Origin of the sequence: Corynebacterium axilliensis, from assembly GCF_046097495.1 — a bacterium.
In the GTDB taxonomy this organism is placed as follows: Bacteria; Actinomycetota; Actinomycetes; order Mycobacteriales; family Mycobacteriaceae; genus Corynebacterium.
Genome location: NZ_CP175768.1, coordinates 2,295,313 through 2,310,781 on the forward strand (window position 1 = coordinate 2,295,313; position 15,469 = coordinate 2,310,781).

The window sequence follows — 15,469 nt, forward strand, 5'->3', positions numbered from 1 at the left end:
GCTCGTGGAGAGCATGGTGGCGGGGTTTCGCGCGCCTAAAGGCGGGGTAGCTAGGCGCAGCTAGGCGCCGTTGACCGTCTTCTCGTAGAGCCCGGGGAAGCGGTTATCTGGGTCGGTAACGGCCTTAATGGTCTCCGGCAGGGTACCGCCGTAGAGCTCAGCAAACTTTTCCGGGGAGTAGAAGGCCTCCGAATAGAGGGACTTGTGCCCGCCCAGTTCGTTGACCTTGGCTTCGATGACGCGGTTGAACGCACCATTGCCGGGGGCGGAGGGATTGACATGATTGCCCTCCACGCCGGACCAGAAGCCCACGTTGACCCAGGTCTGGCCCGGCAGCAGCGGGTAGAGCGGCCAGGGGTCGGGCGAGTCTGCTGCAATGTCGCCGGTGCCGACGAGTTCTTCCACGCCCTCGCGCAGGCGAATCGGGCACAGCCACACCGGCTGGATGTCGGAGGCCCCAAAGAACCAACGCAGGAACTCCGGCAGGTTCTTCGGGGTGACCTCGATGTCCTGGACCACGCGCTCGCCGCGGGGCAAGCCCTTCGGCTTTTTAATGAAGTTGTATTCGAGCTCGTACGTGCGGTCCAAGCGCACGAGCTTCCAGTAGAAGGAGCTGCGCCGCAGCTCGCGCGGCCAGACCTTCCGCACCTTCGGGTTCTGCGCGCCGAAGGCCCGGGAGCACCAGAACCAGTCTGTATCCCAGCGCCAGATGTAGTCGCGCACCGTGAGGCGGTCGTGGCGGATCCCCCGGGCGTGCTGGAGGCTGCGGTAGAAGATCTTGTCCCGGGTGTAGTCCGAGGTCGGGCCCTCCTCGTCGGTGAAGTGGGCCATGACTAGGTAGGCCTCCTCCGGGGAGAAGACCACGCCGTCGAGGCCGTGGACGTCGATGCCGTCGTAGGTGTGGTTCTGGGAGACGTCGGCAAGCACGGCACTCAGCTCCTCCACGTCGTTGAAGCGCACCTCCCGCAGCTCCACGAAGGGCTGGACGGCGCGCAGCTCAATCTTGAGGCGCACCGCATAGCCCAGCGAGCCGTAGGAGTTGGGGAAGAGCCGAAAGAGGTCGACGTTCTCCTCGCGGGAACAGGTGACAATCTCCCCGGTGCCGGTGAGGATGTCCATCTCGAGGACGGATTCGTGCGGCAGTCCGTCGCGGAAGCTCGTGGATTCCACGCCCATGCCGGTCACCGCGCCGCCCAAGGTGATGGTCTTGAGTTGCGGCACCACAAACGGCATGAGGCCGTGCGGCAGGGTGGCATCGACGAGGTCCTCGTAGGTGCACATGCCCTGCACGTCGGCGGTCTGCGCTAGCGGATCGACCTCGATGACGCCGCCCAAGCCGGAGACGTCCAGGCCCACCTGTTCGCCGCTGCGGCCGCGGAAGAGATTGGAAGTCTTCTTAGCCAGGCGCACGCGCTTGTCCTGGGGCACGGCGCGGAAGCTGCGCAGCAGCTTATCCACACCCTCTCTGTGCGCCCGCCAGCCCACCGGCGGGATCTCCATGGCGTCGACGCTGCGGTGCTCGCTGACACGGTTGATGAGACGCGAAAGCATAATCCTCCTCCTAGAAGCGCGAATCTTCCCACCAGCGGCGCTCGGGTACGCCCGCGCGGGAGCCGGCGTCGCCCAGCTTGACGCCGAGGAAGTGGTACAGGTTGATGATGTTGTGCTCGAAGCCCCACTCGGAGCCGGCCATGTAGATGGCCCACAGGCGCGCGGTGGGCAGGCCCACCAGGGAGCAGGCCTCCTCCCACGTCTCCTTGAGGTTCTCGCACCACGCGTGGAGCGTGCGCATGTAGTCGAAGCGCAGGGACTCGGTGTGGACCACCTCGAATCCGGCGTCTTGCATGCACTTGGTGATGGTGCCGGAGCCGGAGAGCTCGCCGTCGGGGAAGATGTAGCGGTCGATGAACCCGCCCTTCGGCGTTTTATGGTTGTCCGGGTAGGTGATGCAGTGGTTGAGCATGAGGCCGCCCGGCTTGAGCTTGCCGTTGAGGAAGCTGAAGAAGGCGGGGTAGTTCTTCACGCCGATGTGCTCGAGCAGGCCGATGGCGGAGATGGCGTCGAAGCCCTCCTCGGTGACGTCGCGGTAGTCCATGAAGCGGATTTCGGCCAGGTCCTCGAGACCCTCTTCCTTAATCTTGGCCTGGCCCCACTCGGCCTGTTCCTTGGACAAGGTCACGCCGAGGGACTTCACGCCGCGCTTCGCGGCGTAGCGCACCATGCCGCCCCAGCCGCAGCCGACATCCAGGTGGCGGTCGCCCTCCTTGAGGCGCAGCTTGTCGAAGATGAGGCGGTACTTGTTCTCCTGGGCCTCCTCCAGCGTAGCGTCGGGGGAGGGGTAGTAGGCGCAGGTGTAGGTCATCGAGTCACCGAGGAAGAGCTCGTAGAAGTCGTTGCCCACGTCGTAGTGGTCAGAGATGACTTCCGCGTCGCGCTCCTTGGAGTGCTTGGACAGGCCCTCGTGCAGCTTGCGGCGCAGCCAGGAGGCGCGCTCGACTTCGGGGACCGGCTGGATCTGGAACGCGCCCATAGAGGCAAGCGAGCGCGCCACGCGGGCCATGGTCTTGACGTCCGGCTTGGTGAACTTGTCGTACATGACGTGCAGTGCGTCGAAGATGCCGTAGGGGTGTGCCGGGTGCTCGCCCTCCACGGTGATGCCGTCGGTGACGTAGGCGCGGGCGAAGCCCACGTCGCCGGGCCGGGTGGCAATGTAGGCCAGGCCCTCCAGGCTGTTGATCTTTACGGTGAACTGCGCGTCGACAGGACCGGTAGCGGACCCATCGAAGGCCTCCCAGCGGAAGGGGTTCGGGCTGGGGACGAAGGCGTCAATAATCTCGGCCACGGTCATCGGTGTGAAACGAGTGCTCATAAAACTACATACTTCTTTCGCTACGTCGTCAGGCGGGTATAGAACGGCCGTACTCCGAGGCGCCTCAGGCGTCGAGGGAGAGGTCGAAGAGGTAGTAAAACCTTCAAAAAACTTGTAGGGACATTGCTTGCGAGCAACACAGGCCATGGTAGGCCGCTCGACCAAATCGCGCTAAGGACGTCTGGAAAAGGTCGGTCTGGCCTACACCACGCACGCCGCGAGCGCGGGTGACACGCCCCGGATATGGCGAACGGGGGCAAGGCTGGTAGGGTAATGGGGTCAAAAGTGTTCAACCGTTCCTTTGAAGCGCCTGAAAGGGTGCTTATACAGCAGGAACCAATGTGTTTCCACCTCCGTGCGCGGTAGCTTCGGCCCGCAGTTGCAGCGCGGTGGCCAGGAGGATTGTGTAGTGTCCGCCATTTTGCAGGCTTTCAAAGACGCCGACCTGCGTAAGAAGATCATTTTCACGATCGTCATGATCATCCTCTACCGCGTCGGTGCGCAGATCCCGTCCCCGGGTGTCGATTACGCGACCATTGCGGGTCGTCTCCGTGACCTGACGGAGGAGTCCGGCAACCTCTACTCGGTGATCAATCTGTTCTCCGGTGGTGCGCTGCTTCAGCTGTCCATCTTCGCCATCGGCATCATGCCGTACATTACGGCCTCCATCATCGTGCAGCTGCTCACCGTGGTCATCCCGCACTTCGAGCAGCTGAAGAAGGAAGGCCAGTCCGGCCAGGCCAAGATGACGCAGTACACGCGTTACCTCACCCTGGCACTCGCCCTCCTGCAGTCTTCCGGCATCGTGGCTCTGGCGGACCGCGAGCAGCTGCTGGGCCAGGGCGTGCGCGTCCTGGCGGAGGACCGCAACTTCTTCACCCTCATCGTTCTTGTTATCACCATGACCGCAGGTGCCATCCTGGTGATGTGGATGGGTGAGCTCATCACCGAAAAGGGCATCGGTAACGGCATGTCCCTGATGATCTTCGCGGGTATTGCCACGCGCCTGCCTACCGATGGCGTGAGCATCCTGCAGAACAACGGCGGCCTCGTCTTCGCCATGGTCCTCGCCGGCCTCATCGTTCTGGTCGTGGGCATTACGTTCATCGAGCAGGGCCAGCGCCGCATCCCGGTGCAGTACGCCAAGCGCATGGTGGGCCGCCGCCAGTACGGTGGTTCCTCCACCTATCTGCCGCTCAAGGTCAACCAGGCCGGTGTTATCCCGGTGATCTTCGCCTCCTCCCTGATCTACATGCCGGTGCTCATCACCCAGATCGTGAACTCCGGTTCCCCGGGGGTCAGCGATAACTGGTGGCAGCGCAACGTCATCGCGCACCTCCAGGCGCCCAGCTCCTGGCAGTACATCGTTCTGTACTTCGTGCTGACCATCTTCTTCTCCTACTTCTACGTCTCGGTCCAGTACGACCCGGCCGAGCAGGCAGACAACATGAAGAAGTATGGTGGATTTATCCCGGGTATCCGCCCGGGCCGGCCGACCGCCGAATACTTGGGCTTCGTCATGAACCGCCTGCTGTTCGTCGGCTCGATCTACCTCGCGGTCATCGCCGTCCTGCCGAACATCCTGCTGGACCTCGGTGTGGGCCGTGCGGGTGCTTCTGGCACCTCCGCGTTTGGTGGTACGGCCATCCTTATTATGGTCTCGGTCGCCCTGACCACGGTCAAGCAGATCGAGTCCCAGCTCCTACAATCCAACTACGAAGGACTGCTTAAGTAATGCGTTACGTACTCCTTGGCCCTCCCGGTGCCGGCAAGGGCACCCAAGCTGCTCTCCTCAGCGAGAAGCTCGGCGTCCCGCACATCTCTACCGGCGATCTCTTCCGCGCCAATATCGGCGAGGGCACCCCGCTGGGCGTTGAGGCAAAGTCCTACATCGACGCCGGCAAGCTGGTTCCGACTGACGTCACCGCCCGCATGGTAGAGGACCGCCTGAACCAGGAGGACGCCAAGGAGGGCTTCCTGTTGGACGGCTTCCCGCGCACGGTGGAGCAGGCTGACATCTTGGAGAAGCTGCTCGCTGACAAGGGCCTGAAGCTCGACGGCGTGCTCAACTTCGAGGTTTCCGAGGACGTGGTGGTGGAGCGCATGCTGGCCCGCGGCCGCGCCGACGACACTGAGGAGACCATCCGCACCCGCCTCGGCGTCTACCGCGACGAGACCTTCCCGCTCATCGAGCACTACGGCGACGCCATCATCTCGATCGAGGCTGAGGGCACCGTCGAGGAGATCAACGAGCGCACGCTCAAGGCGATGGGTAAGTAACTTCTCCCATGGCTTTCCGTCGTCGCACTAAGGCAATTCCCGCCCGCACCCCGGGCGAACTCGATGCTATGCAGGCCGCCGGCGAAATCGTCGGCCGTGCCCTGCAGGCGGTGCGCGACGCCGCCGCGGTGGGCGTGAGCACCCTGGAGCTCGACGCCGTGGCGGAGCAGACCATCCGGGACGCCGGCGCCATCCCCACCTTCAAGGGCTATGGCGGATTCCCCGGATCCATCTGCGCCTCCGTCAACGATGTGATCGTGCACGGCATTCCGGGCAGCGACATCGTGCTCGCGGAGGGGGACCTGGTGTCCATCGATTGTGGCGCCACGCTCGACGGCTGGGTGGGGGACAGTGCGTGGACGTTTGGTGTCGGCAAGCTCAGCACCCAGGCTCAGGCGCTGTCCGATGCCACCGAGTGGGTCCTCCACGAGGGCATGCAGGCTATGGTGCCCGGCAACCGGCTCACGGACGTCTCCGCCGCGCTCGAGCAGGCGACCTACGCGGCCGCGGATAAGTTCGGCGTCGAGCTGTTTATTGTGGACGGCTACGGCGGGCACGGCATCGGCCACGAGATGCACGAAGAACCTTACCTGGCCAATGAGGGCAAGGCCGGGCGCGGTCCGCTCATCCAGGACGGGTCCGTGCTGGCCATCGAGCCCATGATCACCCTGGGCACGGAGGATAACGCCGTGCTTGACGACGACTGGACGGTCGTCACCACCGACGGCTCCCTCGCCGCGCACTGGGAGCATACCGTGGCCGCGACGGAGAATGGTCCCCGGATCCTGACACCCCGCTACTAGTGGGGTAGGAAATTGCCGCACGAGAGTCTATACTTCTTGCCATGTCTAAAATTCGTTCTAGCTTTGGTGCACGTACCCTACGCCGTGTCACCGCGGCAGGCCTGGTAGCAGCCTCCCTGACGGTTGCCCCCGCTGCCAACGCGCAGACCACGCCTTCCATCGATACTCTCTCCTCCGATATCCAGTCCCAGTTCGACGACCTGGCAGCGCAGTCCCGCGAGGACGCATGGAACTCGCGCAACGCCATGCTCGATTCCCTCGAGAAAGCTAACCCGCAGGCCGCTGACGCGCTGCAGCCCGTCATCGACGGCGCGGTAGAGCTCATCTTCCCGGGCCTTATCGAGCAGAAGAATGCAGAGATCCGCGCCGCCCGTGAGGCGGAGGAGCGCGCTCACGCCGAGGAGATTGCTCGCGAGAAGGCCGCCGCCGAGGAGGCTGCCCGCAAGGCTGAGGCCGAGCGTCAGGCCCAGCGCTTCGACGTGGGTCCGTGCCCGGCTGATGCCCGCATCTGTGTGGACCGCGGTGGCCGCCGTTCCTGGCTGCAGGACGGCAACGGTAACGTGACCTACGTGGCGTCTGCCATCTCCTCCGGCACGGTGGGTGAGGAGACCCCGGCCGGCACTTTCTACATCAACCGCAAGATTAAGGACGAGATATCGCGAGAATTCGGTAACGCGCCGATGCCGTACTCGATGTACTTCACCAACAACGGTCACGCCTTCCATGAGGGATCCCCGGCTTACGAGTCCAACGGCTGCGTGCACCTGACCCACCAGGACGCCGTCCGCTACTGGAACGATGTTCCGATGGGCTCCAAAGTCTTCATCTACTAATTCAGCCGCGGGGCCATCCGCCCGCACATTCCCTATCTGCCCGTCGCCTCACTGAGGAGGCGGGCTTTCGGCGTGTCAGGAGAGAATCTCGCAGTACAGTGCGCTAGCGGCATTTGGAAAACGCGTTGCCGCAGCGTATGCTTGAGAGCTGGTGTCTGCACGTAGTGCTTCACAAGCGTGATGCACAGGCGGGCGGCATCCAGTAGTAGACATCAAACATGCAGGTGAAGGGGACGGCGCCCAGTGCGGCGCACGCCCACCGTTCATCAGAAAAGTAGAGGTTATGGCTAAGGAAGGCGCAATCGAGGTTGAGGGTCGCATCGTCGAACCCCTGCCCAACGCAATGTTCCGCGTCGAGCTCGACAACGGACACAAGGTTCTTGCACACATCTCTGGCAAGATGCGTCAGCACTACATTCGCATCCTCCCGGAGGACCGCGTTGTTGTAGAGCTGTCTCCTTACGACCTGACCCGCGGACGCATCGTCTACCGCTACAAGTAAAGACAGTAAGCCTCCTCACCCACGGACGGATCTAGGTCCGTTCTTTTCACCTCAGGCTGCGATGGCCTGAGCCCGCGCTGCCAAGCGTGCCCACAGTTCCCGGCTCGGTCCGGGCGAAGCGCACGTGTGGCGCGGGACGGATGAGGAGAAAACCATCGTAACAACCCGAAAGGACACGCCACATGGCACGTCTAGCTGGTGTTGACCTCCCGCGCAACAAGCGCATGGAGGTCGCTCTCACCTACATCTACGGCATCGGGCCTGCCCGTGCCAAGGAACTGCTGGAAAAGACCGGCATTTCTCCCGACCTGCGCACCGACAACCTGGACGACGATCAGCTGTCGGCGCTGCGTGACGTTATCGAAGCTACCTGGAAGGTCGAGGGTGACCTCCGCCGCCAGGTTCAGGCTGACATCCGTCGCAAGATTGAAATCGGCTGCTACCAGGGCATCCGCCACCGTCGTGGCCTGCCCGTTCGTGGTCAGCGCACCAAGACCAACGCTCGTACGCGCAAGGGTCCGAAGAAGACGATCGCAGGAAAGAAGAAGTAACACATGCCACCGAAGACTCGTTCCGGCGCGCGCCGTGGTGGTCGTCGCGTCGTAAAGAAGAACGTGGCCGCAGGCCACGCCTACATCAAGTCCACCTTCAACAACACCATCGTGTCCATCACGGACCCGCACGGTGCTGTCATCTCCTGGGCATCCTCCGGCCACGTCGGCTTCAAGGGTTCCCGTAAGTCCACCCCGTTCGCAGCGCAGATGGCTGCTGAGAACGCTGCCCGCAAGGCAATGGACCACGGTATGAAGAAGGTTGACGTATTCGTCAAGGGTCCGGGCTCCGGCCGCGAGACCGCTATCCGTTCCCTGCAGGCAGCAGGCCTCGAGGTTAACTCGATCACGGATGCCACCCCTCAGCCGCACAACGGCTGCCGTCCGACCAAGCGCCGCAAGGTTTAAGGGAAAGGAAGAGGTAAAACAATGGCTCGTTATACTGGCCCCGCTACCCGCGTATCCCGCCGTCTGCGCGTCGACCTGGTCGGCGGCGACATGGCATTTGAGCGCCGCCCGTACCCCCCGGGACAGGCTGGCCGCAACCGCATCAAGGAATCTGAGTACCTGCTGCAGCTCCAGGAGAAGCAGAAGGCCAAGTACACCTACGGTGTGCTGGAGCGTCAGTTCCGCCGCTACTACGCCGAGGCGAACCGTCGCCCGGGCAAGACCGGTGACAACCTGGTCGTTCTGCTCGAGTCCCGTCTCGACAACGTGATCTACCGCGCTGGTCTGGCCAACACCCGCCGCCAGGCTCGCCAGCTTGTCTCCCACGGTCACTTCACCGTGAACGGCAAGAAGATCAACGTTCCGTCCTTCCAGGTCACGCAGTACGACATCATCGATGTCCGCGAGCGTTCCCAGAAGATGGAATGGTTCGAAGAGGCCCAGGATCGCCTGATTGACGCCAACGTTCCGGCGTGGCTGCAGGTCGTCCCGGACACCCTGCGCATCCTCGTGCACCAGCTGCCCGAGCGCGCTCAGATCGACGTTCCGCTGCAGGAGCAGCTCATCGTCGAGCTTTACTCGAAGTAAACTTTCGATATCTGATCCTTTACCCCTTCTACCGGCGTCATATAGTGGGCGCCGACAAGGAGAAATTCCATGCTTATTTCCCAGCGTCCTCAGCTCACCGAGGAATTCATCGACTCGTCTCGTTCGAAGTTCGTCATCGAACCGCTCGAGCCGGGCTTTGGCTACACCCTCGGTAACTCGCTGCGTCGTACGCTGCTGTCCTCCATCCCGGGTGCAGCAGTAACCTCCATCAAGATTGACGGTGTGCTCCACGAGTTCACCACCATCAATGGTGTGAAGGAAGACGTTTCCGAGATCATCTTGAACATCAAGGGTCTGGTTCTGTCCTCCGACTCTGACGAGCCGGTGGTCATGTACCTGAGCAAGGAGGGCCCGGGTGAGGTGACCGCAGGTGACATCCAGCCGCCGGCTGGCGTGGAGATCCACAACTCGGATCTGCACATTGCGTCCCTGAATGAGTCCGCCAAGCTGGACATGGAACTCGTCGTCGAGCGCGGCCGTGGCTACGTCCCGGCTGCCGCTACCTCTGGGGAAATCGGCCGTATTCCGGTCGACCAGATTTACTCCCCGGTGCTCAAGGTCTCCTACAAGGTCGAAGCTACTCGTGTTGAGCAGCGCACCGACTTTGACAAGCTGATCATCGACGTCGAGACCAAGAACTCGATTTCTGCCCGCGACGCCCTGGCTTCCGCCGGCGGCACCCTGGTCGAGCTCTTCGGCTTGGCCCGCGAGCTGAACAACGCCGCTGAGGGCATCGAGATTGGCCCGTCCCCGCAGGAGACGGAGTACATCGCTGCCTACAGCATGCCGATCGAGGACCTGAACTTCTCCGTCCGCTCCTACAACTGCCTGAAGCGCCAGGAGATCCACACCGTCGGTGAGCTCGCCGAGTGCACCGAGTCGGACCTGCTGGATATCCGCAACTTCGGTCAGAAGTCGATCAACGAGGTAAAGATCAAGCTGGCTAACCTGGGCCTGGCCCTCAAGGACACCCCGGAGGACTTCGACCCGACCCAGCTCGAAGGCTACGACGCAGAAACCGGTGACTTCAAGGACCCGGCTGCTGAGGATTCCGAGTAAAGAATTCCGCTGAATCGTAACGGCGCTTTAGCGCCCGTTGCGCGCTCAATTAATCCGCACACGAGGAGTACATAATGCCAACCCCTAAGAAGGGTGCCCGTCTCGGCGGCTCCGCCAAGCAGCAGGCTCACCTGCTGAGCAACTTGGCAGCTAGCCTGATCGAGCACGGCGCTATCAAGACCACCGATGCCAAGGCGAAGGTTCTTCGCCCGTACATCGAGAAGATCATCACCAAGGCTAAGTCCGGCACGGTTGCTGACCGCCGCGCTGTTCTCAAGCTGATCCCGCACAAGGACGTCGTTGCTCACCTGTTTGATGAGCTGGCTCCGAAGTTCGAGAACCGTGAGGGTGGCTACACCCGCACCATCAAGCTGGAGAACCGCACCGGCGACAACGCCCCGATGTCCCAGATCTCCCTCGTTCTCGAGGAGACCGTGACCTCCGAGGCTAACCGCGCTACCCGCGCTGCTGCTTCCAAGCAGGCCGAGGAAGCTAAGGCTGAAGAGGCTGAGGCTGAGTCCGCAGAGGCTACCGAGGCTGAGGAGACCACCGAGGAGAAGTAATTCTTCCCGGCTCCACCATTGGGCCCGCACTCACCACATTGCTGGTGGGGCGCGGGCCTTTGTCGTGCGTAGTATTTATGGCGCAGCGTGGGGAGGCAAGCTGAATGATGGTCCGTTTTAACAAATAGTGTGCTGAAATCAGCAGTTTTTAGACCCTTATTTGTTAAAACGGACCTCCGGATGCCGTCTGCGCAGAGTTTCCAGCGCACGGTATCATCAACCCCCATGAGTGAAAGCGTTCGCCTGCGACTGGACTTGGCTTATGACGGCACCGACTTCCACGGTTGGGCCAAGCAGAAGGGGGAACTCCGCACGGTGCAGCAGACCGTGGAGGAGAAGCTGACGATGATTCTGCGCCATCCGGTGGAGCTCACCGTGGCGGGGCGCACGGACGCCGGTGTGCATGCCAGCGGCCAGGTCGCGCACTTCGATACCACCCACGAGGCGCTCAGCCAGCGCAGCATCGACGGCGATCCTTTCACACTCGTCCGGCGGCTGGCCAAGCTGCTGCCTGCCGACGTCCGCGTGCACGCCTGCACTCAGGTCCCTGACGTCTTCGATGCGCGTTTCTCTGCCCTGCGCCGCCACTACGTCTATCGCATCACCACCCATCCGCGCGGCGCGCTGCCTACCCGCGCCCGCGATACCGCCACGTGGTTCAAGCCTGTGGATCTTGAGCTGATGCAGCAGGCAGCCAACGAACTTGTGGGCCTCAATGACTTCGTGGCGTTCTGCAAAGCCAAGCCGCACGCCACGACGATCCGCGAGCTACTCGCCTTCGAGTGGAAGGACGTGTCCACCCCGCAGGAGCCGCAGCTCTACGAGGCTCACGTGAGCGCCGATGCCTTCTGCTGGTCTATGGTGCGCTCCCTGGTGGGCTGTTGCCTGCGGGTTGGCGAGGGCTCGCGCGATGTCTCCTTCGCGGCCCAGATGCTGCGGGAGGACAGCCGCTCCTCCCAGAACCCACTGGCGGATGCCCAGGGCTTGAGCCTGGTGGGCGTGGACTACCCGGAGGCGGACCAGTTGGCGGCGCGGGCGGAGATGACCCGTGGCCGTCGCGCTGCGGAGGAGACCGACGTGCGTTAATCTAGAATCCACTGCGCCGAGGAGGGCGGCGCACTTCATCGGGGGAGGATTTCTCATGGCACGCGCGTTGCCGACCACCAAGGCCCAGGTATCCGGGCACAAGTTTCTCGTACGCCGGCTTGAGCACGGCCTGGTCTTCGGGGATATCAGGATGATTCATGATCCGCTCAAGCGGCGGCGCCGCGCGCTTCTTGGGGGAGTAGCGGCGGTGGTCTTTCTCTGCGTGGGCTCCGGGCTCATCGCCTGGATGCAGCCGGATCCCCAGCCGGGTGATGCCCCGGTGGTGCGCTCCGCCGAGGGCCAGCTCCTAGCGCTGGTCAATGGCACCTATCATCCGGTGGCCAACCTGGCGTCTGCTCGCCTCATTGCGAACGAGCCGGTGGATCCGAGCGCAGCCGGCGCGGGCTTTATTGACCAGGTGAGCCTGGGGACGCCGCTGGGGATTGCAGATGCGCCAAACCTCCTAGCTGCCTCCAGCGGTCAGGTGCCTGGCTGGGCGGCCTGTTTAGAGGAAGCGACGGAGGGGGAGAACTGGCAGTCAAGCACCCGCGTGGGGACCGTCACCGTGGTGGCCCACCGCGCAGTTCCTGGCTTCGATGAAACGCACGGGGCGGTCGCGGAATCCGACGGCACCCAGTGGTTGCTCACCGGCCAGGGCCGGGTGGTGCTGCCGGAGGCGTCGAGCACGCAAGGCCGCGTCGTGCGCCGCGCGCTCGGGATGACCGCGGAGACAGCGGTGTGGGCCGTGCCGCCTGAGTTGCTCAACGCCTTCGCGGAGCTGGAGCCGCTGAGCTTTCCGGCAGCCGCCCCGCAGATTTTGGATACCGGGGAAAGCCTGTGGGTGCGCACGGAGCACGGGGTCACTCCGGTGACGCCGACGCAGGCGGAGATGCTGGTGGGCGTGGGCGCGCAGCGTCTGCCCGCGCAGGCCCAGGAGGTTGCCGCGCTTGGCGACGCCCCACCGGCCTTCAACCTCCCCACCACCCGCCTGGACTTCTTGTCACCCGAGCAGGGCTGGCTGTGCGCGAATTCCCAGAACGGCGCCGGAATGACCGCGCCGGTGAGCGCCACCATCGATCTGCCGGGCGATTCCGCGGCTGCCCGCTTTGCGGGGCTGCGCGCCGGGGTAGGGGTGGATAGCGGGCACGGCTTTCACGTAGTGGCGGCAACCGGCCGGCGTCATGCGGTGGCGAACCCAGCGTCGCTCCACGCTTTGGGCCTAGGAGAGCCCGAACAGGTGCCGTGGGAAATCCTGCGTCTGCTCCCGGAGGGCTCGCCGCTTAGCCGCGAGGACGCGCTGGCGGCCCAGCACTAGCGGCCCGGCACGCGGCGAAAAGCGAGAGGGCTGCGGCCCCGGCGAGGAGCCAGCGCACACGTGCCCAGCGCGGGGAGGTTTCCGCCGCTGCCGGGGATACGGCCACGCTGCGCTCGGGACGATCGCCGGTTCCAGGGCGATAGGTCACGGCCGTGAGTGGATCTACCACTCCGTGGCCCGGCTCGGCAGAGTCCATGACGCGTGCCCGGAGCTGCGCTGCGGAATCCGCGGGATAGCGTTGGGCTAAGAGCGCTACGGTGCCGCTGACCAGGGGTGCGGCGAAGGATGTTCCTTGAAAGAGCACGTCCCCCTTCGCGGTCGCCCACCCGCCGCCGGGGGCTAGCGCGAGGGGGACGGCCCCCTCGGCGCTGAGCGGGGCGGCGAGAGAATAGCCGGCGAGGTCGTGCGGCGTCTCCAGCGCGCCGACTGCTAAAACGGTGTCTCCCTCGGCGGGGAAGACGACATCGCCCTTCTCGCAGCCACCCGACGTCGCGTTCCCCGAGGCCGCCACGACCACCACGCCTTCGTCTTCCGCCCGCGCGAGCGCGGCGTCTAGGCGGGAGCGGTCCACGCGCTCGGCGGCCTCCGGCGGCACGCAGGAGACCACGGAGACGTTGATTACCTTCGCCTTTGCCTCCACGGCGTCCTCGATGGCCGCCGCTAGCGTTGCTAGCGTTCCCGAGCTGGAGTCCGAGTCTTCGCCCGCACTGTCTTCCTGCGGCGAAGGGGAGCGGTAGTGCGCGCTGGTCTGGCGGATGGAGTATATCTCCGCGTCGGGTGCCACGCCCAGCTCACGGCCCGCAATGACCCCGGCCACGACGGTGCCGTGCAGGTCGCAATCGCGTAAAGGATCGGGTTCTGCTGGAGTAACGAAATCCTGACCGGGGACCACGCGAATCTGTGGGTGGTCGGCCACTCCGGTGTCGATGACGGCCACGCGGATTCCCGCGCCGGTGGCAAAGGAATGCAGCCGGGAGCGGTAGTCCAGGTACTGTGCCGAGGGCGCGGGGCCACGGTCGGAAAACGTCGCCGATGCGCACTCGACGTCGGGCTCGCGGGCCTGCGCCTGTGGCGCGGTACACGGAATGAAGAGCGCTGCCGCAGACGCCAGGACTACAGGGGAAATGGTCGGAACATGCAGCCGCATTAGCCTAACCCCCGGATGAGATCGAACAAGCCAGCCAGGTGCGCGGCCAGCGGTAAGCAGGCGGCCAGGGCTAGGGTCTCGGCGCGCTCGAACCATACGATTGTCGTCGGCTCCAGGTGGCCCACGACCTCGGCCCACACAGGCGCAGACAACGCGGCCAGCACAATGGCGCCCGCCACCGCGGTGAGCACCCAGGTGGTTGGGGTCGGCGACGGGAAGGCCTGCCACACCCGGGCAGTAACGGCCACCGCGGCAAGGGCGGCGGCGACGCCATAGAGGCCCAGCGCCCACGCCGCCACCGTGCGCGCGTGCCGCGCAGCGTGGATGATGACCGAACCGCCTACGCCCACGCACAACGCCTGGGTGGCCCAGGCCTGGCCGGTGCTGGTGGCCAGCCACACCAGGTGCAGCAGCGCGGGTAGGCCGGCGAGTACGCATCCCACAGCCACGCCCTCGTAGGCGTGGGCGGCGCGCTGTGCCTTGGTGTCGTTATCGGTGGGGAGGCTGTCGGACACGCTCAGGTCCTGGCCCGCAGTGGGCAGCTGCGGCACACGTAGGCCAGCGATCCGGGTGGTCAACACCGGCGCACCGGCGAGCACGAGCACCGACGCGGCGAGAACTGGGGCTGGGCCCAGCAGCCCGACGAGTACCAGACCGCACCAGGCGGCAGCGATGGCACGGGCACGCAGGCCACCGAGCCGCAGGATCTGCGCCGCCACGGCGACAATCGCCACCGCACACGCCGCCGCGGCGAGCGCTGCGGACAGCTTCGGCCCCAAATCCAGCGACGGTGCGCCACCTATCAAGAACCACCCGGCCAGACCCGCCGCCACGTGCGCCGCTGCGAGCAGCGCACCCCGGCGCGTCCACACCGATAAGACCAGCGCCACGCAGGCGGCGATGCCTGCGCCCACCACGGGCGATACTGCCGCGGCAGAGAGGCCACCCGTTCCGGCGACGCCCGCAACGCCCCACACACTCGTTAGCGAATGCAGAGGGGAGTCGCCGCCAGTGGCGGCCAGGGCCTCCGCGGCGTCGCGCACGATGGGTGCCGGGGCCTGCGCGGAAGGACTGAGCACCAGCACCGAGCCCTCTTCCAGCGGTGTGCGCTCCAGCGGGGCGGTCATGGAGATTGACTTGCCAGCCGCCGTGGTAGCGCGCCAGAGGATGGGGGCCGGGGAGACATCGACAAGCACGAGCAACTCTCCCAGCACCTCCCCAATGCTGGAGGACAACGGCAGGGACACGTCCGCCTCTTTGTGGATGTGGCCTGCATGAATGCGGACGGTGACGTGAATGGAATGCGCGAGTGCGCGGGTCATGGAAAATACCTCCCCCGAGAAAAATTTCTGGGCTACCCCTTGCCCATTGCCCCTCATTGTGGCTTACTAGTGGCACGCTGTCC

Annotated in this window: 16 protein-coding genes; 12 read left to right on the forward strand and 4 right to left on the reverse strand. The window is 64.5% G+C overall.

The window, feature by feature from the left end; translation table 11 throughout:
- Nucleotides 1–60: 60 nt before the first annotated feature.
- A complete protein-coding gene (locus tag ACKFR8_RS11055; RefSeq protein ID WP_408930074.1) occupies nucleotides 61–1,551 on the reverse strand; it encodes an FAD-binding oxidoreductase in 1,491 nt (496 codons plus the stop codon).
- Between the two features lie 10 nt (nucleotides 1,552–1,561).
- Nucleotides 1,562–2,869: a class I SAM-dependent methyltransferase gene (locus tag ACKFR8_RS11060; protein WP_296134994.1), complete on the reverse strand. Its 1,308-nt coding sequence runs from the start codon at nucleotides 2,867–2,869 to the stop codon at nucleotides 1,562–1,564.
- A gap of 409 nt (nucleotides 2,870–3,278) precedes the next feature.
- Here ACKFR8_RS11060 and secY point away from each other — a divergent pair, with 409 nt between their 5' ends.
- From secY to eccB, 12 genes are all read left to right on the forward strand, one after another.
- Nucleotides 3,279–4,604 carry a preprotein translocase subunit SecY gene (secY, locus tag ACKFR8_RS11065; RefSeq protein ID WP_408930075.1) on the forward strand — a complete coding sequence of 442 codons (1,326 nt, stop codon included), beginning with the start codon at nucleotides 3,279–3,281 and terminating at the stop codon, nucleotides 4,602–4,604.
- A complete protein-coding gene (locus ACKFR8_RS11070) occupies nucleotides 4,604–5,149 on the forward strand; it encodes an adenylate kinase (protein WP_306508336.1) in 546 nt (181 codons plus the stop codon). The genes secY and ACKFR8_RS11070 overlap by 1 nt, the downstream gene beginning before the upstream one ends.
- Nucleotides 5,150–5,157: 8 nt before the next feature.
- On the forward strand, nucleotides 5,158–5,952 hold the full coding sequence (map, locus tag ACKFR8_RS11075; RefSeq protein ID WP_408930076.1) for a type I methionyl aminopeptidase: 795 nt from the start codon (nucleotides 5,158–5,160) through the stop codon (nucleotides 5,950–5,952).
- Between the two features lie 41 nt (nucleotides 5,953–5,993).
- A complete protein-coding gene (locus tag ACKFR8_RS11080) occupies nucleotides 5,994–6,785 on the forward strand; it encodes a L,D-transpeptidase family protein (RefSeq protein WP_408930077.1) in 792 nt (263 codons plus the stop codon).
- 283 nt (nucleotides 6,786–7,068) lie between these two features.
- Complete coding sequence (gene infA, locus ACKFR8_RS11085) at nucleotides 7,069–7,287, forward strand: translation initiation factor IF-1 (RefSeq protein ID WP_003854422.1); 219 nt, start codon at nucleotides 7,069–7,071, stop codon at nucleotides 7,285–7,287.
- A gap of 182 nt (nucleotides 7,288–7,469) precedes the next feature.
- Nucleotides 7,470–7,838 carry a 30S ribosomal protein S13 gene (gene rpsM, locus ACKFR8_RS11090; RefSeq protein ID WP_010189542.1) on the forward strand — a complete coding sequence of 123 codons (369 nt, stop codon included), beginning with the start codon at nucleotides 7,470–7,472 and terminating at the stop codon, nucleotides 7,836–7,838.
- Nucleotides 7,839–7,841: 3 nt separating this feature from the next.
- Nucleotides 7,842–8,246 carry a 30S ribosomal protein S11 gene (gene rpsK, locus ACKFR8_RS11095; protein WP_039673766.1) on the forward strand — a complete coding sequence of 135 codons (405 nt, stop codon included), beginning with the start codon at nucleotides 7,842–7,844 and terminating at the stop codon, nucleotides 8,244–8,246.
- Nucleotides 8,247–8,267: 21 nt separating this feature from the next.
- On the forward strand, nucleotides 8,268–8,873 hold the full coding sequence (gene rpsD, locus ACKFR8_RS11100) for a 30S ribosomal protein S4 (protein WP_408930078.1): 606 nt from the start codon (nucleotides 8,268–8,270) through the stop codon (nucleotides 8,871–8,873).
- Nucleotides 8,874–8,942: 69 nt separating this feature from the next.
- Nucleotides 8,943–9,953, forward strand: a complete 1,011-nt coding sequence (locus ACKFR8_RS11105; RefSeq protein ID WP_408930079.1) for a DNA-directed RNA polymerase subunit alpha — start codon at nucleotides 8,943–8,945, stop codon at nucleotides 9,951–9,953.
- 74 nt (nucleotides 9,954–10,027) lie between these two features.
- Complete coding sequence (rplQ, locus tag ACKFR8_RS11110) at nucleotides 10,028–10,516, forward strand: 50S ribosomal protein L17 (RefSeq protein WP_408930080.1); 489 nt, start codon at nucleotides 10,028–10,030, stop codon at nucleotides 10,514–10,516.
- Between the two features lie 225 nt (nucleotides 10,517–10,741).
- Nucleotides 10,742–11,602, forward strand: a complete 861-nt coding sequence (truA, locus tag ACKFR8_RS11115; RefSeq protein ID WP_408930081.1) for a tRNA pseudouridine(38-40) synthase TruA — start codon at nucleotides 10,742–10,744, stop codon at nucleotides 11,600–11,602.
- Nucleotides 11,603–11,657: 55 nt separating this feature from the next.
- On the forward strand, nucleotides 11,658–12,917 hold the full coding sequence (gene eccB, locus ACKFR8_RS11120) for a type VII secretion protein EccB (RefSeq protein WP_408930082.1): 1,260 nt from the start codon (nucleotides 11,658–11,660) through the stop codon (nucleotides 12,915–12,917).
- Here eccB and ACKFR8_RS11125 read toward each other — a convergent pair.
- Together ACKFR8_RS11125 and eccD are read right to left on the reverse strand one after the other, a co-directional pair.
- Nucleotides 12,883–14,064 (reverse strand): S8 family serine peptidase, encoded by a 1,182-nt coding sequence (locus tag ACKFR8_RS11125; protein ID WP_408930083.1) that lies wholly within the window; start codon nucleotides 14,062–14,064, stop codon nucleotides 12,883–12,885. The two genes, eccB and ACKFR8_RS11125, sit on opposite strands and share 35 nt — an antisense overlap.
- Nucleotides 14,064–15,386, reverse strand: coding sequence for a type VII secretion integral membrane protein EccD (gene eccD, locus ACKFR8_RS11130; protein WP_408930084.1), 1,323 nt, complete (start codon nucleotides 15,384–15,386; stop codon nucleotides 14,064–14,066). The genes ACKFR8_RS11125 and eccD overlap by 1 nt, the downstream gene beginning before the upstream one ends.
- Between the last annotated feature and the right edge of the window lie 83 nt (nucleotides 15,387–15,469).

What these genes read in the sequence shown, in the direction of transcription:
- ACKFR8_RS11055 (WP_408930074.1), bottom strand. Translation starts at nt 1,551, where the DNA reads ATGCTTTCGCGTCTCATCAACCGTGTCAGCGAGCACCGCAGCGTCGAC.
- ACKFR8_RS11060 (WP_296134994.1), bottom strand. Translation starts at nt 2,869, where the DNA reads ATGAGCACTCGTTTCACACCGATGACCGTGGCCGAGATTATTGACGCC.
- ACKFR8_RS11070 (WP_306508336.1), top strand. Translation starts at nt 4,604, where the DNA reads ATGCGTTACGTACTCCTTGGCCCTCCCGGTGCCGGCAAGGGCACCCAA.
- map (WP_408930076.1), top strand. Translation starts at nt 5,158, where the DNA reads ATGGCTTTCCGTCGTCGCACTAAGGCAATTCCCGCCCGCACCCCGGGC.
- ACKFR8_RS11080 (WP_408930077.1), top strand. Translation starts at nt 5,994, where the DNA reads ATGTCTAAAATTCGTTCTAGCTTTGGTGCACGTACCCTACGCCGTGTC.
- infA (WP_003854422.1), top strand. Translation starts at nt 7,069, where the DNA reads ATGGCTAAGGAAGGCGCAATCGAGGTTGAGGGTCGCATCGTCGAACCC.
- rpsM (WP_010189542.1), top strand. Translation starts at nt 7,470, where the DNA reads ATGGCACGTCTAGCTGGTGTTGACCTCCCGCGCAACAAGCGCATGGAG.
- rpsK (WP_039673766.1), top strand. Translation starts at nt 7,842, where the DNA reads ATGCCACCGAAGACTCGTTCCGGCGCGCGCCGTGGTGGTCGTCGCGTC.
- rpsD (WP_408930078.1), top strand. Translation starts at nt 8,268, where the DNA reads ATGGCTCGTTATACTGGCCCCGCTACCCGCGTATCCCGCCGTCTGCGC.
- ACKFR8_RS11105 (WP_408930079.1), top strand. Translation starts at nt 8,943, where the DNA reads ATGCTTATTTCCCAGCGTCCTCAGCTCACCGAGGAATTCATCGACTCG.
- rplQ (WP_408930080.1), top strand. Translation starts at nt 10,028, where the DNA reads ATGCCAACCCCTAAGAAGGGTGCCCGTCTCGGCGGCTCCGCCAAGCAG.
- truA (WP_408930081.1), top strand. Translation starts at nt 10,742, where the DNA reads ATGAGTGAAAGCGTTCGCCTGCGACTGGACTTGGCTTATGACGGCACC.
- eccB (WP_408930082.1), top strand. Translation starts at nt 11,658, where the DNA reads ATGGCACGCGCGTTGCCGACCACCAAGGCCCAGGTATCCGGGCACAAG.
- ACKFR8_RS11125 (WP_408930083.1), bottom strand. Translation starts at nt 14,064, where the DNA reads ATGCGGCTGCATGTTCCGACCATTTCCCCTGTAGTCCTGGCGTCTGCG.
- eccD (WP_408930084.1), bottom strand. Translation starts at nt 15,386, where the DNA reads ATGACCCGCGCACTCGCGCATTCCATTCACGTCACCGTCCGCATTCAT.